Origin of the sequence: Gilliamella sp. wkB72 (assembly GCF_001693745.1) — a bacterium.
GTDB lineage: Bacteria > Pseudomonadota > Gammaproteobacteria > Enterobacterales > Orbaceae > Gilliamella > Gilliamella apicola_E.
Map to the genome: position 1 here is coordinate 149,366 of NZ_LZEI01000006.1, position 15,203 is coordinate 164,568.

Genomic DNA, 15,203 nt, shown 5'->3' on the forward strand with positions numbered 1-15,203 from the left:
TGGCGGTTTTTTTATTTAGAGTAATTTTTTTAGTTGATAGATTGCTTCTAACGCTTGTTTTGGCGTTAATGCATCTGGATCGAGCTGTTGTAGAGCTAGCTCGACTTCTGATGGTTCAGTATCACTGATCAAGGTCAGTTGTGAGCTTTCAATATGGCTGTCAGCTGTTGAGAGAACTTCTAGCTCTTTTAGCTTCTGTTTGGCTCGTTTTAATATCGTTTTAGGCACACCGGCTAATCCTGCCACAGCTATACCAAAACTTTTGCTCGCTGCACCTTCGGATACTTCATGAATGAAAGCGACAGTATTGTCGTGTTCAATCGCGTCAAAATGGATGTTGTAGACACCTTGTATCTGTTGAGGTAGTTGGGTTAGTTCAAAATAGTGGGTTGCAAATAGTGTCATTGCTTTGATTTCGTTAGCCAAATTTTCAGCACACGCCCAAGCTAATGAGAGACCATCATAGGTTGATGTTCCTCGGCCAATTTCGTCCATTAAAACTAAGCTATTTGGTGTAGCGTTATGCATAATGTTGGCGGTTTCGGTCATTTCAACCATAAATGTCGAACGCCCAGATGCTAAATCGTCAGATGCGCCAATACGGGTAAAGATACGATCAACAGGGCCTATTATTGCTTTCGAAGCTGGGACAAAGCTACCAATGTAAGCAAGTAAGACGATCAACGCTGCTTGGCGCATGTAGGTGCTTTTTCCGCCCATATTAGGACCAGTGATAATTAGCATTCTTCTATCTGATGATAGTGAGAGTGAGTTGGCGATAAATGGCTTTTGTAATACTTGCTCGATCACAACGTGCCGTCCATCTTTGATTTCAATCCCGGTTTTGTTGGTTAATGTTGGGCATTGGTAGTTGAGCGTTAGGGCTCGTTCAGCAAGATTCGTCAGTACATCAAGCTCGGCAATCGCATCAGCGCTGGTTTGCATGTTAGCTAATTCTGGCATAAGTAGGTCGAACAGCTGTTCATAAAGCTGTTTCTCTAGTGCTAATGCACGACCTTTAGACGTTAAGACTTTGTCTTCGTACTCTTTTAACTCAGGAATGATGTAGCGTTCAACATTTTTAAGTGTTTGTCTTCGTGTGTAGTGTATTGGCGCTAGGTGGCTTTGACCTCGGCTAATTTGGATGTAGTAACCATGTACCGCATTAAAGCCTACTTTTAAGGTGTCAATTCCTAAGGTTTCACGTTCTCGAATTTCAAGTTGTTCTAAGTAGTTAGTTGCACCATCTGCTAAATTGCGTAGTTCATCTAATTCTTGATGATAACCAGCAGCAATTACGCCTCCGTCTCGAATAATAACGGGTGGGGCTTCGACTATTGCTCGATTTAAGATATCAGCAATTTGATCAAACTGGTTAATTTTAGCGCGTAATGCAATTAGTGATGGCGCGTTGAATTCGGATAGCTGTTGTTGAAGCGTTGGCAATAGGTTATAGGCATCGCGTAGGCGAGCGAAATCTCGCGGGCGAGCACTTCTCAATGCTAATCTTGCTAAAATTCGTTCAAGATCACCAATCTGCTTTAATAGCGGTTGTAGGTCGGTGATATGGTTTTGCAGTTCTTGAATTGCTAGCTGTCGGTTTTGTAATATTGCTAGATTACGGATTGGCGAATGCAGCCACCGTTTAAGCATTCGGCTACCCATTGCAGTTTGGGTTTTATCTAAGATATCAGCTACAGTATGTTCTGTTCCACCTGATAGGTTTTCGGTAATTTCTAAGTTTCTGCGAGTGGATGCATCGAGTACGACAAAATCAACTGGCGATTCTTTAACTATTGAGCGAATATGTGGCATGGCTGTGCGTTGGGTATCTTTTACGTATTGTAATAAACAGCCTGCTGCACATAATGCATAATGGCACTCTTCTACCCCATATCCAATTAAATCATTCGTTCCAAATTGTAAATTGAGTTGTTGTTTGGCGGTTTCGAGATCGAAGTCCCAAATTGGTCGCCGTCTTAATCCATGACGGTTTTCAATTAGGTTCATTGATTGAAAATCTTCTGGGTAGAGTAACTCAACTGGGTTAGTTCGCTGTAATTCTGCTTGGATAGCTTCTGGATTATCGCATTCAAATACAAAAAAACGGCCTGAACTTATGTCTAAAGTGGCGTAACCAAAGTGCTCTTTTTGTTGCCATATGCACGCGAGTAAGTTGTCTTTACGATCTTCTAATAGTGATTCATCACTCACTGTGCCTGGTGTAACAATTCGAACAATTTTACGTTCAACGGGGCCTTTGCTGGTTGCAGGATCACCTATTTGCTCACAAATTGCTACTGATTCGCCAAGCGATATAAGTTTAGCTAAGTAGCTTTCAACTGCATGATAAGGCACGCCAGCCATAGGAATTGGCTGTCCATTTGATGAGCCTCGTTTAGTCAGCGATATATCTAAGAGTTGCGAACCACGTTTGGCATCATCATAAAACATCTCATAAAAATCACCCATTCGATAAAACAGTAAAATATCCGGATTTTCAGCTTTCAATTTTAGGTATTGTCGCATCATTGGTGTGTGGTCGGTGAGGTTGTCGTATTCGGTCATATTATTAATTCTTTTTTATCTAAAACTCTGGCGATTATTATCTCTAACCTTGCTTGTATTTTGTACAATCTTCGATTTTGCTCTTTAAGTAACCCTGTTTTTAAAATGCTAAAAATTGGTTCAACTTATTATTCTATTCGATATTGTATATTTTTGGGTGATTGTATCATTTTATATGATGTAATGAAAATGAGCTGATTGGTTGTAAATAATAAAAAACGATGAATAATTTAGGGTTTAAAGGGATGATTATATTTCTTCTATCAACTTTTTTAAGTTAATCGATATTATAGCTTTTGAGGTTTAAGTGAGTTTAAGTCATTGTCAATAAAATAAGTGTTAGTGCTTTATTATCCTTGATTTAAAATAAGTTTATATTGAAAATAAAATTAGTTTTTTGATTTATAATATGCCTATTTAGGCTGGCTATCATCGGATGATAATTAAGGTGGTTTTCTGTTAAATTTATTCTTACCAATTATTTTAATTCAGCTTGAATAAACCACAAAAATTTGGTAGTTTATTGCCAATTATTTTATCATTTAACACAAATAAAGAAGGTAATTGTTATGACAATCAAAGTAGGTATTAATGGTTTTGGCCGTATCGGTCGTATTGTTTTCCGTGCTGCACAAAAACGTTCTGACATCGAAATTGTTGCAATCAACGATTTATTAGACGTTGATTATATGGCTTATATGCTTAAATATGATTCAACTCACGGTCGTTTTGACGGTACTGTTGAAGTTAAAGACGGTAAATTAATCGTTAATGGTAAAACAATCCGCGTTACTGCTGAAAGAGATCCTGCGAACTTAAAATGGAATGAAGTAGGTGTTGATGTTGTAGCTGAAGCAACTGGTTTATTCTTAACTGATGAAACTGCTCGTAAACATATCCAAGCTGGTGCTAAAAAAGTTGTTTTAACTGGTCCTTCAAAAGATAGCACACCAATGTTTGTAATGGGTGTTAATGATAAAGATTATGCTGGTCAAGATATCGTTTCTAACGCATCTTGTACTACTAACTGTTTAGCGCCTTTAGCTAAAGTAGTTAATGATAACTTTGGTATCGTTGAAGCGTTAATGACTACAGTTCACGCAACTACAGCAACTCAAAAAACTGTTGATGGTCCTTCTCATAAAGACTGGCGTGGTGGTCGTGGTGCTGCTCAAAACATCATCCCTTCATCAACTGGTGCTGCTAAAGCTGTAGGTAAAGTTATCCCTGAATTAAATGGTAAATTAACTGGTATGGCTTTCCGCGTTCCAACTCCAGACGTTTCTGTTGTTGACTTAACTGCACGTTTAGCTAAACCAGCTAAATACGAAGATATCTGTAAAGTTATCAAAGCAGCGGCTGAAGGTCCTATGAAAGGCGTTCTTGGTTATACTGAAGATGACGTTGTGTCTACAGATTTCTTAGGTGAAGTTTGTACTTCTGTATTTGATGCTAAAGCAGGTATCCAATTAAGCGATAACTTTGTTAAATTAGTATCTTGGTACGATAATGAAGTTGGTTATTCAAACAAAGTATTAGACTTAATCGCAGTTGTTTCTAAAAAATAAGAAGCATTGTCATTGATAAAAAAAGCGACCTTGAGTCGCTTTTTTTATTTCTGCTAAGAATGATTATTCGTAAGCATAAAAAACGCCTATTTTTTCAAATAGGCGTTTTACTTTTATTATTTAATTAAAATTTAATTAGATAACAACAACTTCAGCCGCTGCTGGTCCACGTGGGCTATCTTGGATCGCAAATTCGACTTGTTGTCCTTCAGCTAAGGTTTTAAAGCCGTCGCCTGAGATTGCAGAGAAGTGAACAAATACATCTTTGCTTCCATCGGCTGGGGTAATAAAACCAAAACCTTTACTTTCATTGAACCATTTTACTTGGCCTGTTTTTTTATTCATTTACTAGACATCCTAACAATAATTAATAATTTGCCTTATCGGCTGTTTAGGCTTAACAAAACATTGTTTACATCAACTCAAAAACTAATCTAACCAGTTTACCACTAAATTAAAAAGTTAATCGTTTCCATAAAAATGCTTCTTTTGTTCACCCACGACTATTACCTCATAAATCATAATCGAAAGCAAGAGTTTCATGACATTTTTTTCATCTTAGGATGAAGTTTTTTATATGATTTTTTGGTAATTGATCGTTTTTTGATCTATAGCAAATTACTGATATTATAACTATTTGAAGTTATTTCGAAAGTCAAAAAAAGTCTAAAAATGCGAGTCATAAAAATTTTTCTTTATGACTCGGTAAAGCGATTACTTTTTTGTAAAGAAGGGGTTATTTTGCACGTTCAAATGATTCGATAATTTCTTTTCGAGCTGCTTCTGCGTTATCCCAACCTTCAACTTTTACCCATTTACCTTTTTCAAGGGCTTTGTATTGTTCAAAGAAGTGTTTGATTTGAGATTTTAATAACTCAGGTAAGTCATCTACATCTTTAATATGATCGTATTCTTTTGATAGTTTAGTGTGTGGTACTGCAACTAATTTAGCATCAGAACCCGCCTCATCAGTCATTTTTAATACACCAACTGGACGGCAACGAATTACTGAACCTGGTTGTAATGGGTATGGTGTTGGGACTAATACGTCAACAGGATCGCCATCTAGTGATAAAGTGTGGTTGATATAACCATAGTTACATGGATAGAACATGGCTGTAGCCATAAAACGATCGACAAATACTGCACCAGTGTCTTTATCAACTTCATATTTAATTGGGTCAGCATTCGCTGGGATTTCGATTACAACATAGATGTCGTCTGGTAATTCTTTACCTGCTGGTACATTTAATAGTCCCATTTTTGTGTCCTCTATCTTTTATTTGTTAATAGTGTTTAATGATAAATATAAAGCGAACATTATAAAAATTTACTCTGTTTCGCTCAAATCTTTTAAATATTGAAAAATTTGTCTGGCTGTTTTTGGGGTTTTGTTTGCAGAGAGTTCTTTTTTGGCTAAACGCGCTAGTGTGCGTAGTTGCTGTCTATCTGCGGAAGGGAAAAGCCCCATTATTGATTCTGCATCACCCGTTTCTATAAGTTCGTCACGCAATTTTTCTAATCGATGAAATAGGGCGACTTGTTGGTTATGGCGATTTTTAAGTTTATCCAAAGCTAATGTTATAGGTTCAATATCACGACTTCGAAGTAGTTTACCAATGTATTGGATTTGCCTACGATAGCCTTCTTTTTTTATTTTTTGCGCTAATTCAATCGCATAAAGTAGATCTTCATCAAGGGGAATTTTAGCAATTTCATTTTTGCTTAAGTTGACAAGTTCGACACCTAACTTTTTAAGTGCTTCAGCATCACGTTTGATTTCACTTTTACTGACGTAAATAATGTCATCGTCTTGAGGATCAATGTTGAAGTCAGGTTCTAAATTTGGCTCTTGATTGTTATTCATGCTATTTCTTTTGTTAACTAAAATTGAATTCTGGCATATTATAACGTATCACTAGCAGAATTGTAGAAAATAATAAAATGAGTATTGAACAAATTAAAAAAGACGCGTTAAGCCAAAAGCAACATTTGTCAGCAATTGTTGCCGATGCTATTAACCAGGCAAAAGCTCGAGTTGATGCGGTTGAGGTATCGATTAATCAATCAACAGGTATTAGTGTTAGTACACGAGATGGTGAGGCTGAGAATGTTGAGTTTAATAGTGATGGTGCGTTAGGTATTACTGTTTATCAAAATCAGCGTAAGGGTAGTGCGTCAACCAGTGATTTGTCGCCACAGGCAATCAGTCAAACTGTGGATATGGCTATTAATATTATGCAATATACGTCAGCAGATCCTTGTTCTGGTCTTGGCGATCCCGATTTAATGGCTTTTGATGCGCCAGATTTAGATCTGTTTTATCCAAGTGATTTGAATGTTGATAATGCAATTGAACAGGCAAAACAGGCTGAACTAAGTGCGTTGGCAAGGTCTTCTTTGATAAGCTGTGACGGTGGTTATTTTAATAGTCGTTATGGTGTTTATGTTTATGGTAATAGTTTAGGGATGTTACAAGGTTACTGTGCAAGTTCGCATTCACTTTCTTGCTCTGTTATTGCTGAACAAAATGGGCAAATGGAGCGTAATTATGATTATACGTCATCCCGTGTTGCTAACCAATTAAAATCACCTGATTGGGTTGGTAATCATGCTGCTGAAAAGGCGGTTGCTCATTTAGGTGCTAAACAAATTAAAACCATGCAAGTTCCAGTTCTTTTTTGTGCAGAAGTTGCTGTTGGGTTGATTCGCCATTTAGTTGGAGCCATTAGTGGTGGTGCTATTTACCGAAAATCCTCTTTTTTATTAGATAGTGTGGGTAATGCGATTTTTCCATCTTGGCTGACAATTTTAGAAGATCCTTATATTTTAAAAGGAGTTGGGTCATCACCTTTTGATAGTGAAGGAACCAAAACATTTAAGCGCAATATTATTGAAGACGGTATTCTACAAACTTATTTGTTAAGTAACTATTCAGCTAGAAAATTAGGGCTAAAATCGACAGGACATGCTGGTGGTATACATAATTGGTTAGTTTCACCAAGTCAAACTGATGCTGATTTTGATACAATGCTAAGAAAATTAGATAAAGGTGTTGTTATTACGTCATTAATGGGACAAGGTGTTAATAATGTTACGGGTGATTATTCGCGTGGCGCCTCTGGTTTTTGGGTGGAAAATGGTAAAATACAGTATCCAATCAATGAAATTACCGTCGCGGGGAACCTTAAGGATATTTACCAAAATATTGTGGCAATAGGCAGTGATATTGAGACAAGAAGTAATATTCAAACAGGATCAATATTAGTAGAAAATATGAGTGTAGCAGGGAAATAATCAAACATGGGAAAGTTTACCAGTAGCGCATTATTCCAAAAAATTATTTTTTGGATGCCAGGCCTGATGAGTTTATTGCGATATAAGCGCGAATATCTTAGTTTTGATATTAAAGCGGGATTATCAGTGGCAGCAGTTTCTTTGCCTGTTTCTATCGCTTATGCAGAGCTTACAGGCGTTGGTGCGATTGCGGGATTATATTCAACTATCTTGCCGCTTATTGTCTATGCGCTTTTTGGTTCATCCAGGCAATTGATTGTCGGTCCCGATACAGCTACCTGTGCTGTGGTTGCTGCTGTGGTATTTCCTTTAGCAGCTAATGATCCTGTTTTACGTTGGCAATTGGTGGTGCTGTTGACCATTATGATCGGTATTTGGTGCTTGATTGCCGGTAAACTCCATTTAGGTGCTTTGGCGGATTTATTAAGTCAGCCAATTTTGATTGGCCTACTTAATGGGATTTCAATTACTATTATGGTCGATCAGTTAGCTAAGATGTTTGGCTTTAAGTATGATTATTCTTATTTGATTGAACGCATTGCTTATCTACCTTTTAAAATATCTGAAATTCATGTGTTAACGGCATTTATATCTTTTTGTACACTTGCGATTTTGGTTGTATTGAAAAAATTTAAGCCACGTTATCCAGCCCCTTTGTTTGCTGTAATTATTATGACGTTTCTCTCTTGGCTGTTTAATTTTGAACATTATAATGTTCGAATCATTGGTGGAGTAACGAGTGATTTTATTCCTGCTGAGTCATGGATTGATTTTGATAAGGGCTTGATGCGTAATTTAGTCGTTCCTTCGCTCAATATCGCCGTTATTTGTTTTGTAAGTATGATGATTACGGTACGAAGCTTTGCCTCTAAAAATAATTATGAGACTAATGCCGATGTTGAATTTAAAGCATTAGGTATGGCTAATATTGTTGCAGGTTTATCGCAAGGCTTTGTAGTCAGCGGTACCTCATCACGTACCGCGGTTAATGATGCCAATGGTGGTAAAACGCAATTAGTATCAATTATTGCGGCTGTTTTGATTGGCTTTGTCGTATTGTTCTTTTTGTCACCACTACAATATATTCCAACTTGTGTGTTGGCGGTGATTTTAATATATTCTTCTTTATCTCTTATCAATTTCCAAACTATTATCCGATTTTTTAAATTCGATCGTGATGCGTTTTATTTAAGCTTAACTACGTTAATTTCGGTGTTAGTTATTGGTATTATTCCCGGTATGGCGTTGGCCGTTTTATTAGGGCTGTTTTTATTTTTACGTCGTGTGTTTAGGCCGAATGATCAATTATTAGGTGTTGATGAAAGTGGACGAATTCATTCAATTGGTTCGGATGTTAGTCCATTAAGTAATACTATGATTTATCGCTTTAATTCTCCATTAACTTATTTCAATATTGCATACTTTAAACGTAGGATTATTAATTATATAGATGAATCTCCTGAGGCAATTAATTATGTGATTGTTGATGCTATTCCTTGCTTTACCTATAAAGATGTTAGTGTTTTGACCGGTATTGACGAGTTGGTTAAATCGTTGAAGGTTAGAAATGTGGTACTGATTTTATCTGGCCGACGTAAAACATTGAAGAATTGGTTTAAGCAGATGAATATTAAATTAGATACTGATTATATTGAGTTTGCTTATGATCTTTATTTTGCTGTTAGGTCAGTTCAGAGTAAAGAACATATGGAAAGCAAAAACGACGAGGATATAAATAATTAAATTTTTAATCATTTTTTAATTAGCTAGGGATAATTATGAATCAGATAAAAGATCCACTCAAAATTGAGATGCTTAGTACTGGTGATGAGGTTTTATATGGTCAAATTGTTGATACTAATGCAGCTTGGTTATCTGATTTTTTATTTGAAGAAGGCATTTCTATCACTTCGCGCCATACAGTAGGGGATGATTTGTTGACATTGGTTGATACTCTGCAAGAGCGTAGCTTGCACAATGATATTTTAATTGTGAATGGAGGGTTAGGACCAACAAGTGATGATCTAAGTGCACAAGCAGCTGCACAGGCTAATAATGAGTCTTTGGTTTTACACGATGAGTGGCTTAAAGTACTTGAACGCTACTTCCTGAATCGCGGTAGAAAAATGCCATCAAGCAATATCAAACAAGCAATGTTACCTCAAAGTGCAACGTTAATTGATAATCCAATCGGAACGGCATGTGGCTTTAAGATGGTGATAAATAATTGTCTATTATTCTTTACGCCAGGCGTTCCTTCTGAATTTAAAGAAATGATTAGAACTTCAATTTTGCCTGACATTAAGATGATCTATCCTATAACCGAACGTAAACTCTGTTATCGATTAACCACCATGGGACGAACAGAAAGTGATTTAGGAATGGAGATCGAGACTTCATTAGATATTCCTGATTTTATTACAGTTGGTTATCGTGCAGCAATGCCTATTATTGAATTGAAATTAACTGGGCCAGAAAGTAAAAAAAGTGAAATGGATAGCGCATGGCACAAAATAAAGTCTATTGTTGCAGATAATTTACTTTGTGAAGGTGTTAATCAAGGTGTATCAGGTTTAGCTCAGGTTGTATCAAGATTGTTAAATGAAACGAATCAATCTATTGTGGTCATTGAACAACAATCAGCTGGAGTAATTGGTTATCACCTATTAAAAGCCAATGCCCCCGTGGTGAAATCAGAAGTGGTACCTTTTGTGATGGAAGAACCACTTAATTACTTTTCACAAGTATTGCAAAATCAAAAAGCCGATATTGCGCTAGGGGTAGTCAATTTTCAAGAAAAGAATACGGAATTTACTTTAGTTATTGTCACTAAAAATCAAGAATTGCATTTTAAATTGAAGTATACTGGTAGAGTTCAAAATAATAAGATCCAACAACAAATTTTATCTGCGATTGCTTTAGATGGTTTGCGTCGTTATCTTTTAAATCTGCCTATCATTGGGCCTAACGTTTGGTTAGAGTTATTGGTATAGTTTTATCGTATAGTTTTAACAAATAGTTTTATAATATTGCTTCCGCTTTTAGAACGATTTTACAGGGGTTTTTCATTTGTTAGTAATATTAGTTATGGACAATTCCCTACAAAATTAAGTAGAATAGCGGATCTTTCAATTGAAGCATATAAGTTAATATATTAGAGGTAAAAATGGCTCGTGTAACTGTCCAAGATGCAGTAGAAAAAATTGGTAATCGCTTTGATCTCGTTTTAGTTGCAGCAAGACGTGCTCGTCAATTACAAGTTGAAAACAAAACGCCACTAATTCCAGAAGAAAACGATAAAGAAACTGTAGTTGCTTTACGCGAAATTGAAGATGGGCTTGTAAATAAACAAATTCTTGATACTGCTGAATTCCAAGCTCGTCAAGATGAAGAATCAGAAGTGCGTAATGCTCTTCATGAAACGGTACTTTTAGAAAATACTCCCTCATACGAATAAACATTGCTGAGAATTGTCCATGCAATATTTTGAAAGCTTAAAAGAGGTTGTTGCATTTTATCTTCCAGCTAAACAAGTTGAATTAATTCAAAATGCCTACTTTTTTGCGAAACAAGCGCATGAAGGACAATTCCGTTGTAGCGGTGAACCCTATATTACTCATCCGGTTGCTGTAGCAACCATTTTAGCCGATATGCGGCTGGATTATGAGACCATCATCGCTGCACTTTTGCATGACACCATCGAAGATACCCAAGTCACCTTTCAAGATATAACACAAAAATTTGGCAAACATGTTGCCGTGTTAGTTGAAGGTGTTTCGAAACTTGATAAGTTAAAATTTAGAAACCGACAAGAAGCTCAAGCTGAAAATTTTCGCAAAATGGTTTTAGCCATGACCGAAGATGTCCGAGTGATTCTAATTAAGTTAGCTGATAGAACGCATAATATGCGTACTCTTGGGGCATTAAGACCGGATAAACGTCGACGTATTGCTAAAGAAACATTAGAGATTTATGCTCCTTTGGCTCATCGTTTAGGTATTCATCATATTAAAACTGAGCTTGAAATACTTGGTTTTACGGCGATGCATCCTAATCGCGCTAAAGTTCTTGAAAAAGTTGTTAAGATTGCTCGTGGCACCAGAAAAGAGCTTATTCAGCAAATTCTATCAGAAATTAAAGGGCGTTTAGCTGAAGCGAATATCAATGCCCAAGTGGAAGCGCTTGAAAAGAACATTTATGCTATTTATCAAAAGATGCAACTTCGTGAACAGCATTTCCATTCAATTATGGATATTTATGTTTTCCGAATTGTAGTTGATGATGTTGATACTTGTTATCGTGCACTTGGTTTAGTCCATAACTTATATAAACCTCGACTTAATCGTTTTAAAGATTATATTGCTATTCCAAAAGCGAATGGTTATCAATCGTTGCATTCATCATTGATTGGCCCACATGGTACGCCTGTGGAAGTGCAAATTCGAACCGAAGATATGGATCAAATGGCAGAAATGGGTGTGGCTGCGCATTGGATTTATAATGAAAATGATGAGTTAAATAACACTACTACTCAGATTAAAGCCCAGCGTTGGATGCAGAGCTTGTTGGAACTTCAACAAAGTGTTGGTAATTCATTTGAGTTTATTGAAAATGTTAAATCTGACCTTTTTCCAAAAGAAATTTATGTTTTTACACCCAAAGGTCGAATTGTTCAATTACCTGAAGGTTCAACAGCAGTTGATTTAGCATATGCTGTGCATTCTGATATCGGTTTCCAGTGTATTGGGGCTTTAGTTGATCGTAAACCTTACCCGCTTTCTCAACCTTTAAGCAATGGTCAAACTGTTGAAATTATTACGTCTCCAGAAAGTCGTCCTAATGCAAGCTGGCTTAATTTTGTCGTTAGTGCTAAAGCAAGATCTCGCATTCGACAAGCATTGAAAACCTTGAAGTGCGAAGATGCTATTTTATTAGGTCGTAAATTGCTTAATTTAGCGCTTATTAAATCGGGTGGAATCGACTCGCTAACTGATAAGCAGAAAGATCGTATTGTTAGTTTGACTAAGTTGACTTCGTTTGAGGATGTATTAGCTGAAATAGGGCTAGGCAATATTATGAGCCATTTTATTGTCAAAGGTCTTGAACATAAAGCGCTTTTATTTAATCAATCTGAAGAAAATAAAACATTAGTTATAACAGGAAGTGAAGGGGTATTAGTTACTTTTTCAAAATGTTGTCATCCTATTCCTAATGATCCTATTGTCGGTCATGTTAGCCCTGAAAAAGGTTTAACTGTGCATCATGAATCTTGTCGCAATGTTAGTGGTTATCAGAATAATCCCGATAAATATATTTCGCTTAAATGGGCACCAGATATTGAGCAGTTTTTTGTAGCTGAAATTTGGGTAGATATTATTAATAATCAGGGTTCTTTAGGTCATGTTCTTTCTATCATTAATGATGAGAAAGCACATATTCAATGGTTAAACACGGAAGAAAAAGATAGGCAAATCTATACAATTATTTTGCAAATTGAAGTTAAGAATACTCAACAACTTAATGATTTAATCCGAAAATTATCACTACAACAAGATGTAGTGAGTGTGACACGTAATATTAATTAGTTATTATGGTTGATCGTTTGCTAAACCGAATACCGCTTGCAAAATTAGCTGGTATTGGGCCTAGTTTAGAAAAAAAATTCTTTGCACTTGGTATTAAATCTGTTCAAGATCTCTTATTACATTTCCCTTTACGTTATGAAGATCGTTCGACATCTACAGCAATTAGTGATGTTGCTATTGGTGAAACGACCACAATTTTAGGTCAAATTATCAAAAGTGAAATAATTACAACTAAACGTAAAATGTTGCTCTGCTATATTCAGGATGATTCTGGTATCGCTATTTTACGTTTTCTCAATTTCAACATGGGTATGAAGACAGCCATGGCATCCGGTAAATGGGTGAGGGCTTACGGAGAAATAAAGAGGGGGAGCCATTATCCAGAAATGATTCACCCACAATTTAATATTCAATCAAAAAAAGAGGAGTCGCCTAGTTTTTCTGAACCAAACGAAGAGCGATTTACGCCGATTTATTCAACTACCTATGGGTTAACTCAGAATGTCATCCGTAAAGCAATACAATCGGCATTAATATTGTTAAAACGAAACCCACCAGCTGAAATCTTACCGGTTTCAATAAGCAATGGTTATTTATCTGTTGTTGAATCATTAGATATTATTCATAATCCATCATTAACAACGAATGTAGATCAGCTTATTGATGGAGAACATCCAGCAATAAAGCGTTTTGTTTTTGAAGAGTTGCTTGCTTATCATTTAAGTATGTTGTTTATTAAGGTTGATAATCAAAAACAACATTCTTATCCAATGCATAGTAATAAGCGTTATTCTCAGCCTTTCCTTGCTTCTTTGCCATTTGAACCGACAAATGCGCAAAAAAGAGTCGTAAAGGATATTTATCAAGATATGGCTAAGTCAGTTCCAATGATGCGATTAGTTCAGGGAGATGTGGGTTCAGGTAAAACGTTAGTGGCAGCTTTAGCCGCTCTAAATGCTATTGAAAATAATAAGCAAGTTGTTTTAATGGCGCCGACCGAAATATTAGCCGAACAACATTTTCATAATTTTTGTCGATGGTTTGAGCCACTAGGAATAAAGGTTGAGTTGTTAACTGGGCGATTGACCGCAAAAAATAAAAAACGACGATATGATGATATTGAATTAGGCGAAATTTCAATGTTAATTGGTACTCATGCCGTATTTGTTGAGAAAGTTAAGTTTTTCCAATTAGGATTGGTGATTATTGATGAACAACATCGCTTTGGTGTAAACCAGCGATTAAGTCTTTGGGAAAAAGGTATTAAAGATGAGTGTCATCCTCATCAATTAATAATGACAGCAACGCCAATTCCAAGAACCCTGGCGATGACAGTTTATGCAGATTTAGATGTATCAATCATAGATGAATTACCTCCAGGACGAACGCCAATATCGACGATAGTGATACCAAATTCTCGTCGTGATGAAATTATTGAACGTGTCAATCAAGCTTGTATTGATAATCGCCAAGTCTATTGGGTTTGTACTTTAGTTGAAGAATCTGAAACGCTTGATGCTCAAGCTGCAGAAATGTTAGTTGCAGAATTACAAGAACGCTTACCGCATCTTATTATTGCTTTAGTGCATGGCAAAATGAAATCAGATCAAAAACAATCTGTCATGCAGGATTTTAAAGACGGTAAAATTCAATTATTAGTTGCCACAACGGTTATTGAAGTCGGTGTCGATGTGCCTAATGCCAGCTTGATGATTATTGAAAATGCTGAACGTTTAGGCTTAGCACAACTGCACCAATTACGTGGGCGAGTGGGGAGAGGTACTGCAATATCTCATTGTGTTCTTATGTATCAAGCACCTTTAAGTAAAATAGCTCAAGCACGTATGAAGGTGATGCGAGAAAGTAATGACGGTTTTGTTATTGCCCAAAAAGATCTAGAGATTCGTGGTAGTGGCGAAATTCTAGGTACAAGGCAAATAGGGGTAGCTAACTTTAAAGTAGTTGATTTAATCCGTGATCAACATCTAATTAATGAAGTACAAAAAGCCTCTTATTATTTACAGAAAAATTATCCCGAAAGTGCTAATCAGCTAATTGAATGTTGGCTACCTGATCGAGAAAAGTACATTAATGCTTAAATTATGATAGTAGTTGAGAACTACAATAGTTTTTTTATATAATATTCAATAAAAGCAGATGGTTATTCATAAAAAAGGACTTATAG

The 15,203-nt window shown here is 36.2% G+C and carries 11 protein-coding genes; 7 read left to right on the top strand and 4 right to left on the bottom strand.

Annotated features, from left to right (window positions below; translation table 11 throughout):
* Positions 1–15: 15 nt before the first annotated feature.
* A complete protein-coding gene (gene mutS, locus A9G07_RS02040; RefSeq protein ID WP_065733826.1) occupies positions 16–2,568 on the bottom strand; it encodes a DNA mismatch repair protein MutS in 2,553 nt (850 codons plus the stop codon).
* Positions 2,569–3,137: 569 nt separating this feature from the next.
* On the opposite strand from mutS, the gene gapA reads away from it, so the two are divergent.
* On the top strand, positions 3,138–4,136 hold the full coding sequence (gene gapA, locus A9G07_RS02045; protein WP_065563148.1) for a glyceraldehyde-3-phosphate dehydrogenase: 999 nt from the start codon (positions 3,138–3,140) through the stop codon (positions 4,134–4,136).
* 135 nt (positions 4,137–4,271) lie between these two features.
* On the opposite strand, the gene cspE is transcribed toward gapA, so the two are convergent.
* The 3 genes from cspE to yjgA all read right to left on the bottom strand — a co-directional run bounded on the left by cspE (position 4,272) and on the right by yjgA (position 6,003).
* Positions 4,272–4,481, bottom strand: a complete 210-nt coding sequence (gene cspE / locus A9G07_RS02050; protein WP_025315032.1) for a transcription antiterminator/RNA stability regulator CspE — start codon at positions 4,479–4,481, stop codon at positions 4,272–4,274.
* Between the two features lie 391 nt (positions 4,482–4,872).
* On the bottom strand, positions 4,873–5,397 hold the full coding sequence (ppa, locus tag A9G07_RS02055; RefSeq protein ID WP_065563147.1) for an inorganic diphosphatase: 525 nt from the start codon (positions 5,395–5,397) through the stop codon (positions 4,873–4,875).
* Positions 5,398–5,466: 69 nt separating this feature from the next.
* Complete coding sequence (yjgA, locus tag A9G07_RS02060) at positions 5,467–6,003, bottom strand: ribosome biogenesis factor YjgA (RefSeq protein ID WP_065563146.1); 537 nt, start codon at positions 6,001–6,003, stop codon at positions 5,467–5,469.
* A gap of 77 nt (positions 6,004–6,080) precedes the next feature.
* On the opposite strand from yjgA, the gene pmbA reads away from it, so the two are divergent.
* The 6 genes from pmbA (at position 6,081) to recG (ending at position 15,117) form a co-directional block, all read left to right on the top strand.
* Complete coding sequence (gene pmbA, locus A9G07_RS02065) at positions 6,081–7,433, top strand: metalloprotease PmbA (RefSeq protein WP_065733827.1); 1,353 nt, start codon at positions 6,081–6,083, stop codon at positions 7,431–7,433.
* A 6-nt stretch (positions 7,434–7,439) separates the two neighbouring features.
* On the top strand, positions 7,440–9,176 hold the full coding sequence (locus A9G07_RS02070; protein WP_218059979.1) for a SulP family inorganic anion transporter: 1,737 nt from the start codon (positions 7,440–7,442) through the stop codon (positions 9,174–9,176).
* Positions 9,177–9,211: 35 nt separating this feature from the next.
* On the top strand, positions 9,212–10,426 hold the full coding sequence (locus A9G07_RS02075; protein ID WP_065733828.1) for a CinA family nicotinamide mononucleotide deamidase-related protein: 1,215 nt from the start codon (positions 9,212–9,214) through the stop codon (positions 10,424–10,426).
* A 173-nt stretch (positions 10,427–10,599) separates the two neighbouring features.
* Entirely contained in the window at positions 10,600–10,890 is a 291-nt protein-coding gene (gene rpoZ, locus A9G07_RS02080; protein ID WP_065563143.1) for a DNA-directed RNA polymerase subunit omega, read from the top strand.
* Between the two features lie 19 nt (positions 10,891–10,909).
* Complete coding sequence (spoT, locus tag A9G07_RS02085) at positions 10,910–13,018, top strand: bifunctional GTP diphosphokinase/guanosine-3',5'-bis pyrophosphate 3'-pyrophosphohydrolase (protein WP_065733829.1); 2,109 nt, start codon at positions 10,910–10,912, stop codon at positions 13,016–13,018.
* A gap of 5 nt (positions 13,019–13,023) precedes the next feature.
* The gene (recG, locus tag A9G07_RS02090) at positions 13,024–15,117 is read left to right on the top strand and encodes an ATP-dependent DNA helicase RecG (protein ID WP_065733830.1); all 2,094 of its coding nucleotides are present in this window, start codon (positions 13,024–13,026) and stop codon (positions 15,115–15,117) included.
* Positions 15,118–15,203: the final 86 nt, after the last annotated feature.

Excerpts from the sequence above, each read along its gene's own strand:
- cspE (WP_025315032.1), bottom strand. The coding sequence starts at position 4,481 with ATGAATAAAAAAACAGGCCAAGTAAAATGGTTCAATGAAAGTAAAGGT.
- A9G07_RS02075 (WP_065733828.1), top strand. The coding sequence starts at position 9,212 with ATGAATCAGATAAAAGATCCACTCAAAATTGAGATGCTTAGTACTGGT.
- recG (WP_065733830.1), top strand. The coding sequence starts at position 13,024 with ATGGTTGATCGTTTGCTAAACCGAATACCGCTTGCAAAATTAGCTGGT.
- mutS (WP_065733826.1), bottom strand. The coding sequence starts at position 2,568 with ATGACCGAATACGACAACCTCACCGACCACACACCAATGATGCGACAA.
- A9G07_RS02070 (WP_218059979.1), top strand. The coding sequence starts at position 7,440 with ATGGGAAAGTTTACCAGTAGCGCATTATTCCAAAAAATTATTTTTTGG.
- spoT (WP_065733829.1), top strand. The coding sequence starts at position 10,910 with ATGCAATATTTTGAAAGCTTAAAAGAGGTTGTTGCATTTTATCTTCCA.
- ppa (WP_065563147.1), bottom strand. The coding sequence starts at position 5,397 with ATGGGACTATTAAATGTACCAGCAGGTAAAGAATTACCAGACGACATC.
- yjgA (WP_065563146.1), bottom strand. The coding sequence starts at position 6,003 with ATGAATAACAATCAAGAGCCAAATTTAGAACCTGACTTCAACATTGAT.
- rpoZ (WP_065563143.1), top strand. The coding sequence starts at position 10,600 with ATGGCTCGTGTAACTGTCCAAGATGCAGTAGAAAAAATTGGTAATCGC.
- gapA (WP_065563148.1), top strand. The coding sequence starts at position 3,138 with ATGACAATCAAAGTAGGTATTAATGGTTTTGGCCGTATCGGTCGTATT.
- pmbA (WP_065733827.1), top strand. The coding sequence starts at position 6,081 with ATGAGTATTGAACAAATTAAAAAAGACGCGTTAAGCCAAAAGCAACAT.